The organism is Lysinibacillus sp. FN11 (assembly GCF_024628845.1).
GTDB lineage: Bacteria > Bacillota > Bacilli > Bacillales_A > Planococcaceae > Lysinibacillus > Lysinibacillus capsici.
Map to the genome: position 1 here is coordinate 4699025 of NZ_CP102383.1, position 16617 is coordinate 4715641.

At 36.9% G+C, this 16617-nt stretch carries 15 protein-coding genes and 1 riboswitch; of the genes, 7 read left to right on the top strand and 8 right to left on the bottom strand.

All coding sequences use genetic code 11. The annotated features are described in order from the left end of the window. Window positions 1-25 precede the first annotated feature (25 nt). Window positions 26-1138 (top strand): mandelate racemase/muconate lactonizing enzyme family protein, encoded by a 1113-nt coding sequence (locus NP781_RS24525; protein ID WP_221679053.1) that lies wholly within the window; start codon window positions 26-28, stop codon window positions 1136-1138. A gap of 11 nt (window positions 1139-1149) precedes the next feature. After that, a complete protein-coding gene (locus NP781_RS24530) occupies window positions 1150-1833 on the top strand; it encodes a GNAT family N-acetyltransferase (protein ID WP_221679054.1) in 684 nt (227 codons plus the stop codon). Window positions 1834-1890: 57 nt separating this feature from the next. Here NP781_RS24530 and NP781_RS24535 read toward each other — a convergent pair whose 3' ends face one another. Continuing rightward, complete coding sequence (locus tag NP781_RS24535) at window positions 1891-2601, bottom strand: Fe-S oxidoreductase (RefSeq protein ID WP_221679055.1); 711 nt, start codon at window positions 2599-2601, stop codon at window positions 1891-1893. A 119-nt stretch (window positions 2602-2720) separates the two neighbouring features. On the opposite strand from NP781_RS24535, the gene NP781_RS24540 reads away from it, so the two are divergent. Then, window positions 2721-3152 (top strand): DUF4395 domain-containing protein, encoded by a 432-nt coding sequence (locus NP781_RS24540; protein ID WP_257521036.1) that lies wholly within the window; start codon window positions 2721-2723, stop codon window positions 3150-3152. Window positions 3153-3411: 259 nt separating this feature from the next. Here the strand turns inward: NP781_RS24540 and NP781_RS24545 are convergent, their stop codons facing one another. From NP781_RS24545 to NP781_RS24555, 3 genes are all read right to left on the bottom strand, one after another. Then, complete coding sequence (locus NP781_RS24545) at window positions 3412-4374, bottom strand: DMT family transporter (protein WP_221679057.1); 963 nt, start codon at window positions 4372-4374, stop codon at window positions 3412-3414. 175 nt (window positions 4375-4549) lie between these two features. Next, on the bottom strand, window positions 4550-5779 hold the full coding sequence (pepT, locus tag NP781_RS24550; RefSeq protein WP_221679058.1) for a peptidase T: 1230 nt from the start codon (window positions 5777-5779) through the stop codon (window positions 4550-4552). Window positions 5780-5869: 90 nt separating this feature from the next. Next, window positions 5870-6520, bottom strand: coding sequence for a lysoplasmalogenase (locus NP781_RS24555; RefSeq protein WP_004229764.1), 651 nt, complete (start codon window positions 6518-6520; stop codon window positions 5870-5872). 132 nt (window positions 6521-6652) lie between these two features. Here NP781_RS24555 and NP781_RS24560 point away from each other — a divergent pair, with 132 nt between their 5' ends. Beyond that, a complete protein-coding gene (locus tag NP781_RS24560) occupies window positions 6653-8332 on the top strand; it encodes a hypothetical protein (RefSeq protein WP_221679059.1) in 1680 nt (559 codons plus the stop codon). Between the two features lie 42 nt (window positions 8333-8374). Here NP781_RS24560 and NP781_RS24565 read toward each other — a convergent pair whose 3' ends face one another. Both NP781_RS24565 and chrR read right to left on the bottom strand, forming a co-directional pair. Beyond that, window positions 8375-8800, bottom strand: a complete 426-nt coding sequence (locus NP781_RS24565; protein ID WP_221679061.1) for a hypothetical protein — start codon at window positions 8798-8800, stop codon at window positions 8375-8377. Window positions 8801-9004: 204 nt separating this feature from the next. Next, window positions 9005-9736 (bottom strand): class II chromate reductase ChrR, encoded by a 732-nt coding sequence (gene chrR, locus NP781_RS24570; protein WP_221679062.1) that lies wholly within the window; start codon window positions 9734-9736, stop codon window positions 9005-9007. 367 nt (window positions 9737-10103) lie between these two features. Between chrR and NP781_RS24575 the strand changes: the two genes are divergently transcribed. After that, a complete protein-coding gene (locus tag NP781_RS24575) occupies window positions 10104-11627 on the top strand; it encodes a succinyl-CoA:acetate CoA-transferase ScpC (RefSeq protein ID WP_257521037.1) in 1524 nt (507 codons plus the stop codon). A gap of 74 nt (window positions 11628-11701) precedes the next feature. On the opposite strand, the gene NP781_RS24580 is transcribed toward NP781_RS24575, so the two are convergent. Both NP781_RS24580 and NP781_RS24585 read right to left on the bottom strand, forming a co-directional pair. Then, window positions 11702-13183 carry an SLC13 family permease gene (locus NP781_RS24580; RefSeq protein ID WP_221679066.1) on the bottom strand — a complete coding sequence of 494 codons (1482 nt, stop codon included), beginning with the start codon at window positions 13181-13183 and terminating at the stop codon, window positions 11702-11704. Window positions 13184-13378: 195 nt separating this feature from the next. After that, complete coding sequence (locus NP781_RS24585; RefSeq protein ID WP_257521038.1) at window positions 13379-14011, bottom strand: glycerol-3-phosphate acyltransferase; 633 nt, start codon at window positions 14009-14011, stop codon at window positions 13379-13381. A 155-nt stretch (window positions 14012-14166) separates the two neighbouring features. Next, window positions 14167-14280, top strand: a riboswitch (SAM riboswitch). 116 nt (window positions 14281-14396) lie between these two features. On the opposite strand from NP781_RS24585, the gene NP781_RS24590 reads away from it, so the two are divergent. After that, entirely contained in the window at window positions 14397-15698 is a 1302-nt protein-coding gene (locus NP781_RS24590; RefSeq protein WP_257521039.1) for an O-acetylhomoserine aminocarboxypropyltransferase/cysteine synthase family protein, read from the top strand. A gap of 332 nt (window positions 15699-16030) precedes the next feature. Beyond that, window positions 16031-16414 (top strand): hypothetical protein, encoded by a 384-nt coding sequence (locus tag NP781_RS24595; protein ID WP_004229747.1) that lies wholly within the window; start codon window positions 16031-16033, stop codon window positions 16412-16414. Window positions 16415-16617 lie beyond the last annotated feature (203 nt).

A 16617-nucleotide genomic window follows, 5' to 3' on the forward strand; every position in this document is an offset into this window, starting at 1 on the left:
TAAACGACAGAGGAGACTGATTACGATGAAAATTAAACAAGTAGAAATTTTTGCTATACATTTACCGCTAATTGATCCATTCATCATTAGTTATGCTACATATGATACAATGCCTTCCATTATTTTAAAAGTAACTACCGATACAGGTGTGGTAGGGTATGGTGAAGCTGTTCCTGATGAACATGTAACAGGTGAATCATGGGAAAGTACATATGCTGTGCTAAAACATCAGCTTGTCCCAGCTATTATTGGGGAAAGTCCAATGGCCTTTGAAAAACTACATGATAAAATGAATAAAGTTGTGAAAGATGTACCAGCAGCAAAAGCAGCGATCGATATTGCTTGCTTCGATATTGCTGGGAAAGCCTTAGGGGTGCCTGTATACCAACTCTTAGGTGGACGTTATCATGAAAAATTCCCAATCACACATGTACTAAGTATTGGAACACCTGAAGCAATGGCAGAAGAGGCAGCTAACCGAGTAGAAATGGGCTATCGTTCTTTTAAAATGAAGGTAGGTACAGAGGTACTTCGTGATGTAGCTCGTATAAAAGCGGTACGTGAGCGAGTAGGCGAAGACATTGCTATTCGAGTGGATGTAAATCAAGGTTGGGGTAATGCAGCCACTACATTACAAGGTTTACGAGCTATGAAAGATTTAAATATTGATTGGTTAGAGCAACCTGTCGATAGTGAAGATATTGATGGAATGGTAGAAATTAAATCAAAGTCTGATGTGACATTAATGATTGATGAAGGACTACGAGGCGTACGTGAAATGCGTGATATTATAGCCAAGCGTGCAGCAGATAAAGTAAATATTAAATTAATGAAGTGTGGTGGCATTTATCCTGCTATGAAGCTTGCTGTGATGGCGGAAATGGCAGGAATTGAATGTCAAGTTGGTTCCATGGTAGAGTCGTCAGTGGGTTCTGCTGCAGGTTTCCATGTAGCATTTTCTAAGAAAATTATGACGAGTGTAGAACTAACGGGTCCATTAAAATTCTCAAAGGATGTTGGGAACTTACATTATGATGTACCATTTATTTGCCTAAATGAAAAACCAGGATTAGGTGTAGATGTAGATGAAGCTGTAATCCAGGAATTATGTAAGTTTTCAACGGTTGTCACAGCCTAAGGAGGCGTAATATGGAAATTATTTATGATGGTAAGCTTGGTGAGACACCGTTTTTTGTTATAAAATTAACGCTCCAGCATTTACAACAAATTGAAGAGCTACAAGTTGAGGTTTATGAGGCTTTAGCAGACCAAAGTATCCTACAACCCTTAAGCACAGAGGAATTTGAGTATATTTTAAATGGTCATGGAATGATGATAGGTGCGTATGTAGGGGAAGAATTGATCGCATTTCGTGCACTGTTAAAACCGCCTATTGATGAAGAACACCTTGGCTATGATTGTGGAATTGCAGAAAACGAATTTCAACGTGTTTTATATCAGGAAATATCGAATGTTTCACCAAAATATCGAGGTTACGGATTACAGAAAACATTAGCTACAGTAGTGATGGAAAATATCGATTTAGAAAAATATGATTATGTTTGCTCCACTGTAAAGCCATATAATATTCCGAGCTTAAAGGATAAATTCTCGCAAGACCTCGTTATTAAAGGGTTGAAAATTAAATATGTAGATAAGCTTCGTTATATTTTTTATAAAGACCTACAACAAGAGAAGTCCTCGAACTTTACAGAAAAACAAGTGATATCGATGGGAGATACGACTGCGCAACAGCAACTTTTAAAACAAGGTTTCCTTGGCACGTCTATGTTTGAAGAAAACAACGATTGGTTTGTAGTATACGAAAAATAAAGCACCAAGCCTTACCTTTCACATTTGTGGAGGGTAAGGCTTTTTTAAAAGGCTCTTTTATTTTTTTATGGGGCAAAAACCACAAGCCATTAAACCTGGGATATCTTTAGAAAAACAGCATGATTTTCTTACAGGTACATTGACTAAAGTAGTAGGGCTAAGACCACCTGTATATTGTGCCCACCAAGATTTATTGGAGAAGCGTGCCCATGTTTTCGGGTCCTCTAAAGCCTCAATATCCTCCATGGCTTGATCGGCTAAGCCAGGATTAGATAATAATATATGATAATGCCATAGCAAATAACCAAAGAAATTTTCCCAAATGGTAAGAGGGGAAATGGAGGTTACTTTACGAAGCTGTTGGACAATGACATGGCCATCGTAAAGAATTTTTTCAATAACAGCTTGACGTTCATCTTCTTCAACGTAGCGCCAATCATTTGGATTAGCAAACATGGCAACAGTAAAGCTATTAAATTCCTTTGCAGCATCAAAACGCAATTCAAGTGGCTTACCATCCCATACTTCGTCATAAGCGGCAAGCATATAAAATTGCATAGCAAAAAACATCCCATAGCGGCGTGCAAAGTGAGAAATAGCTGCTGTTTCTGTTGCTGCATCTGTTATACCCATCATAAGGTTTAAAAAATCAGGATGGTAAAAGTCTTTATGTATATCAGCTAAAGTAAATAAAGTCCGCTTAGGTTCAGTTGTATAAATACTGTACGAGTTTAATTGTTGAACTTGATCCATGGTTAAAGCTGGCATAGTTATCCTCTTTTCCTTTGAACATCTGTTAACTTCATTATAAAGTAATCATTTTTGCTTCACAAATGGAATATCATGTAGTAAAATACATTAAACATATCAGAAAGGTGGGTTTTAGGGTGTTGCAACTTCATACAATTCCAAGACCACTTGTTAGACTGAACCAGTGGACGATTCTTCTGAGTGTCATTTTATCATGGGTATCAGGAATTACCTGGATATTAGTAGTTCCACTAGCTGCAAATTTACTAGGTATTTTATGCAACTATAACCCGATACTTCGTGTAGGGAAGCTCTTTTTAACAAAGGCCCCATCTACATATATACCAGAGGATGCTCAGCAGCAAAAATTTAATTCCAGTATTGCTAGCCTTTGTTTAGCAGCTGGTTTATTCGGTTATCTGTTACATTGGCAGGTTGTTGGTCATCTCTTTACTGGCCTGGTTGCAATTGCATCATCCATCGCAATAGCAGGATTTTGTATAGGCTGTTTTTTACATTTTCAGTTGAAGCAATGGCAGTACCGACGCTCACTAAAAAAATCTTTTTAAAAAAGTAAAAAAATGATTAGATTATGATTGACATTTTAATTGATAATGATTATCATTATCGTATAAAGATTATTCCTCGTCTACAATACAGTGTAGAGAGGATGAACTTTAGCTACTTTTCTCCAGAAGTTTGCTAGTTCATGATTACGCTCCTAAAACCCCCCTCATTTTTTGGGAACGTGAAAATCTCAGACGACTTATTCTAAATTTAGAATAGAGTCGTCTTTTTTTGTCAAAAAACAGCCCATATAATGGACTGCTAGGAAGTTGAGTTTTGTTGCAAAGCATTCTTTTTCCCGATAATCATTGTATAGTAACTATGTAATAGCATACCGACAATGATGACTCCGAGACCTGCAAGTGCAATAGGGCTAGGGAAGGCAATTCCTAATAGTAATACCTCACCAATAATAACAAAAAGAATTTCTGTTGACTGAGTTGCTTCCACAGCGGCTAGCTTGCCTTGATGGTCTCTTACGCGATCCGTTGCTATGAAAAATAAAACTGTTGCTATAACGCCTGAGCTAATTCCAACAAGCAATGATTGGAACATTTGACTTGCTGAGGGAAGTCCTATTGTAAGAATGGCATAAATAGCCATGATAATCCATGCTGGCATTGAAGCAATGGTCATTCCTAACACCCGTTGAAAAGTATCGATTCGTCCCCCGCAAACTTCCATCATTTTACGATTGCCAAGAGGGTAAGCAAAAGCTGCTACGATGACAGGTAAAATACCAAGCATTAAACTTCTAAACGATACTGATTGTGCATGAGGTATTTGTATAAGCAAAATACCTACTAAAATGACACATGAAATAAGCAAGGATACGAAAGGTATTTTTTGTCTCACTGTTTTACCAGCAATGATCGAAACAAAAAGAGGAGCTAATAATACACCAGCAACGATTGTAAACTGCCATGTACCTGAAACCAACCAACCTGGACCAAAAGCAGCAGCAAATGTTAATGGCGCATAAAATAAAACAAATCCAACAAAGCTCCAAAGTAGCCATGCTATAGGCTGTGCTTTTATTTCACCAGAAAGCTGTGAAAAGCCCTTACGATAAAAGACAATGATAAGCAAGAAAGGGAGCATAAAAAAATATCGTAATGATGCACTCCATAGCCAACTACCACCTTGCATTTCCATTGCATGATTTAAAATAAATGTCACGGCAAAGAAAAGGGAAGCTAAAATACCTAATGCAATTTCTTTCATAAACATCACCTCAATTTGAGCTTATAACCTCAAACCCTTTATGTAATTTGAAAATTCAGTAATTATAGCTGAAAAAATTACGAAGAGAGGACAAACCTCTCTTCGTAGCTATGAAAATTTTTCATGATTCTTTAGGTAAATGCGTTAGAAATAAGCTCACTCAAAATTAAAACTATTATTTTGCTTGCTGTTCAAAAAGCTGAACGATTTCTATGATAACTTGAGTTGCTTTTTCCATTGTTTCAGCGGAAACATATTCGAATTTACCATGCATGTTTTCGCCACCAGCGAAAATATTTGGTGTTGGAAGGCCCATATAGGATAATTGTGAGCCATCTGTACCACCACGAATCGGCAGGGTATTCGGTGTAATATCTAATTTTTCCATTGCAGTACGTGCAATGTCAACAATTTCTTTTACAGGCTCAATTTTTTCACCCATATTGAAGTATTGATCTTCAATGGTAATGCTCAGTGCATGCTCACCAAATTGTGCTTGAATTTTAGCTGCAGCATCACGCATTAATTGTTTTTTCTCCTCAAACTTTTGGCGATCATGGTCACGCACGATATAAGAAAGCTCAGTATGCTCAAGAGCCCCTTTAAAGCTCATTAAATGAATGAAACCTTCATAACCTTCTGTCTTTTCAGGAACTGCGTCAGCAGGCATTTCATTTTGGAAGGCGATGGCCATTGTAATAGCATTCACCATTTTATTTTTTGCTGAACCAGGATGGACGCTAGTGCCTTTTGTAATTACTTTTACGCCAGCGGCATTGAAGCTCTCGAATTGTAGTTCGCCAAGTGGTCCACCATCCATAGTATAGGCATAGTCTGCACCGAAAGCAGCGACATCAAATTTATGTGGCCCACGACCAATTTCTTCATCTGGCGTGAAGGCTACACGGATTTTACCATGCTTAATAGTAGGATTTTTAATGAGGTACTCCATTGCTGTCATAATTTCAGCAATCCCTGCCTTATCGTCAGCGCCTAATAATGTAGTACCATCTGTTGTGATAAGTGTTTGGCCAACATAGTTTTTAAGCTCTGGGAAGTCAGTCGGAGACATAACTAAGTTTTCGTTTAACTGAATATCTCCACCATCATAATTATCTACACGCTGTGGCTTCACATTTGTGCCTGTATAGTCAGTAGCTGTATCAACATGGGCTAAAAAGCCGATAGTTGGTACTTCTTTATCTGTATTAGCTTCTAATGAGGCAAATAAATAGCCATTTTCATCTAATGTAATGTCTGTCAAACCAATTTCGGCAAGTTCGTCTTTTAAAACATGTAATAGGTCAAATTGTTTTTGTGTAGAAGGAGTTGTTTCGCTTGTGAAGTCTGATTGTGTATCAATTTTTGCATAGCGTATTAATCGCTCAATTACTTGTTCTTTCATAAGTATGGCCTCCTAATGTATATATGTTAAAATTCTTTGTGCATTCACAAAGCCGATTCCAGACGCAATTATGCCTTGGCATAATTTATATTATTGTAACACTTTACTTCGGATTTCGGAATATTGAAGGATACTTAAAGCAATAAGTAGTTGGGCGCTATAATAAGTCAACATGATAATTTCATGAGAAAATGCTAGTGGCATGACAAATTTGTTAATAGCTAAATAAGAGTCAGATGCAATAAACAATAATGCACCACTTGTTGCCAGCGTAGAGCCAGTTTTTATAGCTGTCCAGCCCATTGTGAGTATCACAGAAATATAGGCGATTACTGCAATACCAAGAATGGTTTCGCCTGTTTTAAAGACGGATCCCGCAATCCATATAGCCATACTTGCTCCATAGAATAATAAAAGTATTTTTGCCCAAGTTGGTACTTGCCGTTCATTTGCAGTAGAGAAAGCGAAAATATAAAAGATATGCCCGATAAGAAAGCTAGTTAGACCGATTAAAAACCACTGCAATGTATAGTCTCCAATCATGCAGAATACAAGTCCAGCAATAATCAAAAGTTGGTACTTTTTAATATGTAACGGCTTCTGAATCGCAGCTAAAATAATGATGAGCAACATAGGAATCACTTTAAAGATGAGTTTTAAACTTTCAGCAATATGGGAAAAGAGAAAAATATAATAAAGACCCAATAAAATAATGACACCTATTAATAATTTTTTTAACAAATTTTTCAGCTCCTTTCCTTTTGAAATTCAATATTTATGGTAGAATTCCTTTCTGTACAACGTATGTATGAAACTTTTTTAGTATGTAACCGTAAAGTAAGTAGTGAGAAAGAAGAAGAGAGGATGAACCAAATGACTAAGCTACTAATAGCTTCAGCAGTCATTGCAATGATCGCAAGTGTGTTAGTGACACCGCTTATTACGAAGAAGAGAGAAGATGGACAATCGAAAAAAGTAATTGGATACTTTTTTATTGGAGTCTTTGTACTAGGGTTTTTAGCCACAGGGATTACGTTATATGTAACAAAAATTGATGTAAATTGGCTTGTTTTTTGGCCAGCTATTATTTTATTAACGTTAGCGGGTGCTCTGCTAGCAAGTGGTATCGAACGGAAAATAAAAGGTGTTTTATTTTTAGCAAGTTTAGGTGTAGCTGTGTATGTTTTATCAGCACCTTTATGGAATGCTAATGAAAAATTTAAATCATCTGAAATGAAGGAAGAAGTTGAAATAAAACCATTCGATGAGACACAAACACCTGCAAGTGTACCCCCGAAATTTGCTCGCAATAAAATGAAAAAGGCTTTCGGACAAGTGCCAAATACGAGCTACTATGAATTAGGGCGCTTACAAATTCAAAAAGTGAAGGGCGAATATGTTTATATCGCACCAGTTGAATTTTCTGGATTCTTTAAATGGATGAACGGTGGTACAACACCTGGTTACTTCATAATGAGTGCTACAGATTCTGCGGATAATCCTAAATTTATTAAAGAGGAAATGAAATATGTACCTTCCGCATATTTAAATGCTAATTTAGAACGTCATATTCGTTTGCAACATCCATTCCTTATTTTTTATGGTGACGTACAGTTGGAAGTAGATGATGAAGGAAAGCCATACTATATTCGCTCATATGGGGAATTTATTTCTGCGCGTAATGGCTTTGATGTAAAAGGAATTGTCTTGGTTGATGCGCTGACGGGGAAATCAGAGGTCATTAAACTGGATCAAATACCTGAATTCATTGATGGTGCTGTATCACCAGAGACAGTAAGTTTACAAAACAGTTATTTCGGTAATTATGTACATGGTTTTTGGAATAGTATGTTTGGTAAAAAGGATGTAAAGATTCCTTCTGATGAAGGAACAGAGTCGAATGTGAGCCCAATTTTCGATGAGAAGGGTGATATGTATTACTTTACGGATTTTACAAGCCCTAAAGAAGGTGTGGATTCAATGTTAGGCTATTCACTAACAAACGCACGAACAGGGAATGCAACATACTATACAGGGAATCAAGACTCAAGTTATATGGATTCACAAGGTAATTTACAAATAATAGAGAAGAAATTTATTGAGAAAAAGTGGAATGGCGAAATGCCAGTGTTATATAACTTTTATGGGGAAGCGAGCTGGCTGACAGCGGTGCTAGATTCCAATGGTTTCTTACAAAATTATTTTATTGTTTCTGCAGCCAATCCTGAAATTTCCGTTTACGCTACTACTCCTAAGGAGGCATTGAAACTATATAAAACAGCCTTAAGTCGAGGAGGAAATACTGTAGATGGTAGCTCAAGTGCTGAGGAAAAACAAATAAGTGGTAAGGTATTACGTGTATATAAAGAACGTCTAGGCGATTTTACAACTGTATCTTTCTTATTAAACAATGGTGAAAATTATTTAGTGAGTGCCGAAACAGAACCTTTAGCAATTTATTTACAAGAGGGTGATGAGGTAATACTCACTTATGGCGATACAGGAGAGCAGTTCCTACCAGTTCGCTCACTTATAATTAGAGGACTACAATAAAAAGAACAAAAGACGATCTTGTTATTACGAAGATCGTCTTTTTTATGTAGCTTGCTCTTGAACATAGGTAAGCATCTTTTCTCTATGGTTCATAAATAGTCTTTTAGCATGATCATTTAGTGTAAAGATTTCTTGTATATACCCCTGTAACAATTTATCTTCATATTCACAAGCATCGCCGTATGTGTTTTCTAAAATATAGGATAATAAAAGAGCATGCAAGACAACTACTTCTAAATTCTGTGTATTCGAGACGAATTTTAAATTGAGAATTGTAGTATGAGAAACGAACTGATTGACATAATCAATGGGTTTTTTATATACACTCAAATCAATATGTGGCTCGAGTCTTTTTCTTAATTGGGTGCATTCATTATTTAAGTCTTCAATTTTTAAGAATAAACCTCTTACACTTCTCTTATGTTGTTGTTCCAAGGTGCGAGCAAGATGTTTATTGATATTGGACATTGTTTGTATAACTCCTTTCTTTAATAGGTATCATTTATTAATATGAATGGAATAGCTGGAAAAGGAAAGAGTCTTTTCGTTTAATTTATGGTTAGATTTATAGAAGGAATTGTGGCAATATCCCTAGATTGAATATATATCGGTAATAGTTTTATGTAAAAAATGGAATTATTATCATACGATAGTAACTCCATTTTCGTTCGTTTATTTCCAATTAAACCCTTTTGTTGCTAAAAACTCTTTGATATGAGGACGTCGTTGTTCGATTAAAAAATCAGCCATCTGCTTTGTCCAGTTATCAATTTTTCTGTTTGACGAACGGCTGTTATAGTATATTTCCATTTTCTCGTTGTAGGCAGGTAAAAGCTCTTCATATTTTTCAACATTGTATTCATTTTCATGTAATACAGCAGATACAGGTAAACGAGGTTTTACCTCATTGCGACGCGCAGGAACGCCAATTGTTAGCCCGAATAATGGGAAAACGTGATCAGGCAGATTAAATAATTCACTGATTTCAGAAGGTTTATTGCGTACACCTCCAATATAGCAAATGCCATAACCCATTGATTCTGCCGCAATAACAAAATTCTGTGCAAACAATGATACATCTGCTACCCCAACAAGGACATTTTCAGCAGAATCAGCTACAATATCCACTCCTTCTAGTTTCCCAGCCATTTGAAGTCGCTTGAAATCTACGCAAAAAACAAATGCCCCACCTGAAGTTTCATATTGACGTGGATTACCAGAGAGTAAGCCTAATTTTTCCTTTTTATCTGCATCTGTTACCCATATTACACTATAGGCTTGCACAAAATGTGATGTTGCAGCCATTTGTGCTGTTCCAATTAAATCTTCAATGATTTCTTTTGAAATCGGTTCTCCATCATAGATGCGTACCGAGGAATGGCTACGTAATAGTTCTTTAACCATTAAAAACTCTCTCCTTTGTGTCTGTTCTATACCTTGAGCATAGCACGCTTTTCTAGCAAAATCGAATAATGAGGAACAAAAAGTTATTTATAAATAATTTATAAATGTCGAAATTATCTCGTAAAGTAAAATATTTCATTTGATATAGATTAAATATTCTAAATAGTATAAAATTGTAGAAGCGACTGTTTATTTGGTTGTGCTACCAAAAATTACATGATCTTTATTCACAAATGTTTAGACAGCATTAGCTATTAGGTGATGAAATCCTCCTGGAATAAAGATACATTCTCTGACGGATGTCACAGATTTACTGGAACCAAATATGCAAGTTGAACAAAAATAAAGTGGAATGGAGGAATAGGGAATGGAAGAAAAGTTAGCGAAAAAGCTTCGTCATGAACAATTACGAAGCAAGGTTGTAACAGCAGAAGAAGCAGCTTCTTGGATTAAGGATGGCATGGTATTAGGGATGAGCGGATTCACACGTGCTGGCGATGTAAAGGTTGTACCTCTTGCACTTGTAGAGAAAGCGAAAAAAGAGGATTTTCAAGTAGATGTCTTTACAGGTGCATCACTTGGACCTGAGGTAGACCAATATTTAGCAGAAGCAGGGGTCATTCGTAAGCGAGGTCCTTTCCAAGCAGATGCTGGCATTCGTAATAAAATCAATAGCGGTGGTATCACATTTGTCGATGCCCATCTTTCCCATAATGCTGAGCTTGTTCGTCAAGGTATTATTGGACCAATTGATTTTGCGATCATTGAAGCTGCTGCTATTACAGAAGAAGGCTTATTAATTCCTACAACTTCAGTTGGTAACTCTCCCATTTTTGTGCAAGAAGCAGACCAAGTCATCATTGAATTAAACGTAGCACAGCTTGATGCATTAGAAGGTATACATGATATTTACGTACCTGCACAACAAGGAAAACGTGATCCAATTCCTTTACAGAATGTTTCAGATCGTCTTGGTATAATTGGAATTCCACTAGATTTAGATAAAGTAAAAGGCATCGTCATTTCGGATATATTAGATGCGCCATCAACGATTGTCCCAGCGGATGAAGAGACAGATGTTATGGCTAATCACTTATTAAATTTCCTACGTGAAGAGATTAAAGTAGGTCGCTTAACAACAAGTTTACGACCAATTCAATCTGGGGTAGGCTCAGTAGCAAATGCTGTATTGCTAGGCTTTAAAGATTCTGAGTTTGAGAACTTAGAAGTTTATTCAGAAGTTCTCCAGGATGCAGTATTTGAATTAATTGATGCAGGGAAAGTAAAATTTGCATCTGCAACTTCTATTACCCTTTCTGAGCAAGTAGGAAACCGTGTTTATGGGAATTTTGAAAAATATGCTGATAAATTAGTGCTGCGCCCTCAAGAGATTTCAAATCAGCCTGAAATTATTCGTCGACTCGGATTAATTTCAGTGAATACAGCATTGGAATTAGATATTTATGGCAATGTTAATTCCACACACGTTTCTGGTACAAAGATGATGAATGGTATCGGAGGGTCTGGTGACTTTGCTCGAAATGCACGTTTAGGAATTTTTGTGACAAAGTCCTATGCTAAGGGTGGAGATATTTCGAGTATTGTTCCAATGGTCTCGCATGTTGATCATACAGAGCATGATGTTGATGTCATTGTAACTGAACAGGGCGTAGCAGATTTACGAGGACTTGCCCCAAAAGAGCGAGTGGGACTTATCATTGATAATTGTGCACATCCTGATTATAGGGAGCAGCTGTGGCAGTACTTTAATGATGCCAATGAGGCAACGGGTGGACATCATACACCACATGATCTAGAAAAAGCACTATCATGGCACGTTAATTATGCGAAAAACGGTACGATGAAGGACCCTGCTTTTACAAAACAATAGTATTATCTGAAAAGCCTTGAAGGACAGTTTAGTCTGTTTCTTCAAGGCTTTTACGTTTTAATTTAATGAAAGTCTTATAATAATCCAATCCATTTCCAATAAGTTGCAGAGAACAAAAGTACGAGAAGGAAACCGATAATGGTTAATGGAATCCCAGATTTCAAGAAATCCTTTGTTGTAAAGGAACCTGTACCATAGGCAAGCATGTTTTGTGGTGCACTAATTGGTAATAGGAAGCCAAAGCTTATGACGAATTGTTGCACAATAACAAAACCAACTTGATCAACATTAGCCGTTAATGTGGAGGCTAAAACGATAAACACAGGTATAAGTGCTGAGGCTAAGCTAGTTGCGCTTGCAAAGCCTAAATGAATCAAAATGTTAAATAAAGTTACGAGTGCGATGGTTGCTAGTAAAGGCATAGTATTTAGCCCGAGTGAACCAAAAACTTTATCTGATAACCATGCAGCACCTTGCGTATTTAGTAAAATGGTTCCTAACATAATGCCTACCGCAAAGACGATAATTGTTCCCCATGGAATATGAGGCTCAACTTCCTTCCACGAATACACACCGATTTTAGGCATTAATAGAATAGCGATAGCAATAATTGTGACTGTTGTCGTATCAAATGGATGTAGCTTTCCTTCAGTTGCCCAGAAAAATAGTAAAACTACGGATGTAATGATTAAACGAATTTCAGGAGCCTTTAATGGGCCAAGCTCTGCAAGCTGTTTTTTGATGACCTCTTTACCACCTTCGATATTGCTAGTCTCAGGTTTAATTAAAGCAATCATAATGAAAAATAAAAAGATAGACATAATAATTGAGAAGGGGGCGGCATAAAGTAGCCAAGCACCCCATGAAATATCCACATTAAATTGCTCTTGGATAAAGTTTAAAGCCACCATATTTTGAGCTGCTGCAGTCTTAATACCGATATTCCAAATGGAAACTGCTTGTACCGAAGTAATAACTAATAAGGCAGCAAGCCGACTATCACGTGGTAAACCAAAAGCTGCCACCATTCCAAGCAATATCGGTACTACTGCGCCAGCACGTGCTGTAGCAGAAGGTACAAAAAATGCGAGGACGATAGAGACTAAAATAGCGCCAAATACGATAGCTTTTGTTTTCGTTCCTACCAATGAAAGAATCCAAAGAGCAAGTCGTTTATGTAGATTAGTAATTTGCATTGCTGCCGCTAGAAAAAGAGCTGCTGCTACTAAAGCAACGGCAGAATTACTAAAGCCGCTTAAAGATAATTTTAATGCGCTAGCTGTTCCTAGCTCTGTAGTTGGATCTTCCATTGACGGAGCGAGTCCTAGTAAAACAGTTACTAGCGCAATGATCATGGCCGAGCTCACAGGATATGAAACGGCCTCTGTAACCCAAAGGATGACTGCAAAAGCTAAAATGGCTAAAGCTCGTTGCCCAGCTATAGGTAAATCACCATTATTAGGTAAAAAGGTAATAATGATTAGTAACGCGAATGCCAAGCCAATCCACAGTGGCTTTAAATTAAATTTTGTAGCTGCTTGCTTTGGGGAAGACATATTTTCTCATCCTTTCTACGATAAAAATGACGATCATTATCCATAACATCGGCCTGTATAATGTTTTATTAAGATAAGAATATGTCGATTTTATTGTAGAAAAAAATCTATGTGAAAATTGTGTTTTTTACAGCAATATGAGTAGATAAAGAGAAAATACATGGTCACAAATAATACAAAAATATCCAAAAAATATTATTTCTTTTTCTTAAAGGCAGAAGTTACTTTAGGCTCTGTGCCAATGACTAATCGTTTAATATTTTCAAGGTGCAGGATAATGGCTATGCCAAAAAGAAGAAGAGCTATAATGGTTGGGCCAATGCCAGGAATCCATAAATAAGTTGCTGTACAAAACACGAGATAAAATTCTAGAACACCAACAATTAAATAATTTGTTGCAAAGGATAAAATAACAAATAAAATAAGTGCAAATAAACCAATCTTCCAATCAACAGCAAGTAAAATACCAATGATGGAGGCAGTTCCTTTCCCCCCGTTGAAGCCCATGTAGAATGGGAAATTATGACCTAAAATAACCCCAGCAGCCATTATATAAGTAAGCAGCCAAATTTGTTCTTCTGTTAAATGAATGGCGTCAGCTAGATAAAAATGCGCACCTATAATAGCCACAACACCTTTGCCTATATCGATGAGGGCAACTAAAACGCCATATTTCCAACCAAGGGAAAGAGTAGCATTAGAGGCACCAGCATTACCGTGCCCAGCCTTTTTTAAATCAACCCCCGATAAAAATTGAGCCACTTTAGAGCCGTGAATACAGCCTATTAAATAGCCAATCATAAGAAAAATGATCACGGCCTTTACCATAAAAATACTCCTCTCAAAATTTTTTCTAAAATAGTGTATGCGTTCATATTACGTATAAGAGCAGACAGAAGTTTCGGAAAAAATAAAATTTACATGTTGACAGAAAAAAACTCTATGTTTATACTGTGTAACAACGATGGAAATTGAATCTCATACTCTTATCAAGAGCGGCGGAGGGATAGGCCCTATGATGCCCGGCAACCAGTAAGCAATGAGCTTACTAAGGTGCTAATTCCTACAGATTCTTACTTGGATCTGGCAGATAAGGGGAGGAAAACTTGCAACCGCAACCCTCTTCTTAGCTGAAGAGGGTTTTTGTTTTCTACAGAAAAATCCTCCTCATCTCCGGTACCATCGTAAAAAAATAACCATTTGGAGGTACACAATGACAAATTTTAAACCAGAAACATTGCTGTTGCATGGTGGTCAAGAGCCAGACCCAGTGACGGGTTCTCGCACAGTTCCAGTCTATCGCTCAACTGCTTTCGTATTTAAAGACACTGCTCATGCGCAACGTCTTTTTGCCTTAGAGGAAGCAGGGAACATTTACACAAGAATTACTAATCCAACAGTTGATGTGTTTGAAAAACGTGTGGCTTTATTGGAAGGTGGAACAGCAGCAGTAGCACTTTCATCTGGTGCAGCAGCTATCGCATTTTCCATTTTAAATCTAGCTGGAGCTGGTGATGAGATAGTAGCAGCTAGTTCTTTATATGGTGGTACGTATAATTTATTTGCTAACACATTACCAAACTACGGTATTAAAACAATTTTTGTAGATGAAACAAATCCAGAGAATTTCAATGCGGCGATTACTGATAAAACAAAAGCTGTCTTTGCAGAGGTTTATGGTAATCCAAGCTTAAAGGTTTTAGATATTGAAGCAGTAGCTAAAATTGCACATGATAATGGTCTACCATTAATTATTGACAGCACGTTTGCTTCTCCTTACGGTTCTACACCTATTGAATACGGTGCAGATGTTGTGGTTCATTCAGCAACTAAATGGATAGGAGGTCATGGTACAACTTTAGGGGGCGTTGTTGTAGACGCTGGTAAGTTTGATTGGACTAGCGGTCGATTCCCTGGTTTTACTGAACCAGATGCCTCTTACCATGGGTTACGTTATGGAATTGATACTGCTTCTGCTGCCTTTGCTACAAAGCTACGTGTACAATTATTACGTGATTTTGGTCCAACACTAAGTGCTGATGCTGCCTTTAATTTATTGCAAGGGTTAGAAACGCTTCATCTGCGTATCCCTAAACACAATGAAAATGCGTTGGCAGTGGCTAAGTATTTACAAAACCACCCATCTGTGGAGTATGTAAATTATAACGGCCTAGAAGATTTTCCGACACATGGGTTAGCAAAAAAATATTTAAGAAATGGCTTCGGTTCAGTGCTTACATTTGGCATCAAGGGTGGACGAGAAGCTGGGAGAAAGCTTATTGATAGCGTGAGATTATTTTCACATGTAGCAAATGTAGGTGATGCAAAGTCATTAATTATTCATCCAGCTTCCACTACACATCAGCAACTATCAGCAGAAGAATTAGTTCAAGCTGGTGTAACCGAGTCGCTCATTCGCTTATCCATCGGTTTAGAGGCAGTAGAGGATATTATTGCTGATTTAGATCAAGCCATTACACAGGCAACAACAACTGAACAAACAGTAGAAGCTTAAAGTTTAAAGCAAATGGTAGAATGTTGTGGCGTTTACGTATTTTCTCATTCGATTAGCCTCATTTGGTAATGCGTTAAACGTTGCTACATCCACCTATTATGGCACCCGTTTAATTATCAGAACCTTATAAAAAAATACCAAGTAATTTTATATGTATTATTGATTTTATTAAATCCATGTTATATACTAGGAAATAAGTTAACAGTACGAAAATTCTTTAGAAAAAAGGTAAATGTTTTCATAAGTGCTCCCCCACTTTTGAATATATAGAAGGGTAGTTGCCTAGCCAGTGACTACTCTTCCCAAAAACTGATGATAAAGGAGTGTTTAAAATGGGTAACATCTATAGTGCGCAAAACATTGTATCCTATCTAATATATGAGCTAAATGAAGGGCATGTATTTGTCAACAATAAATCCATTCAACACCTTCTTACATCAGTTGAAAGAAAATGGCAGGAAGTATTTGGTCATACAGCATTTCAAGAACGTGTTTTTACTGAAGAAGACTTTACTGTTAAGGAAGTATTTGAGGCATATGAACAGTATGGTGTGAGCCATATCTCACTTCCTGCGACAGAGTTTTACTTGAAGTATGGTACATTTCAATTAGTGGAACGTACATATGCAATACCAAATTTTACAGAAGAAGAGATTAGTCTTGTTCAACAAGCTTTAGCACAATACCGTTATCAATTGCTTTCAAAAGCAAGTTAAGACCCCTCATATTTTTAAGCTCATTCTCTGCTGCTACAGGGAATGAGTTTTTTCTTTAAAGGGATTGTTATGAGTGTCTGAGCATACATATATATAATAGAAGAAAGACATTCATATATTGAAATGTAAATAGTCAATATTTGTTCAAATCTTATAGATTGATTAATAAAACGTATAATAAAGGGAATGAAACCGATTTCTTT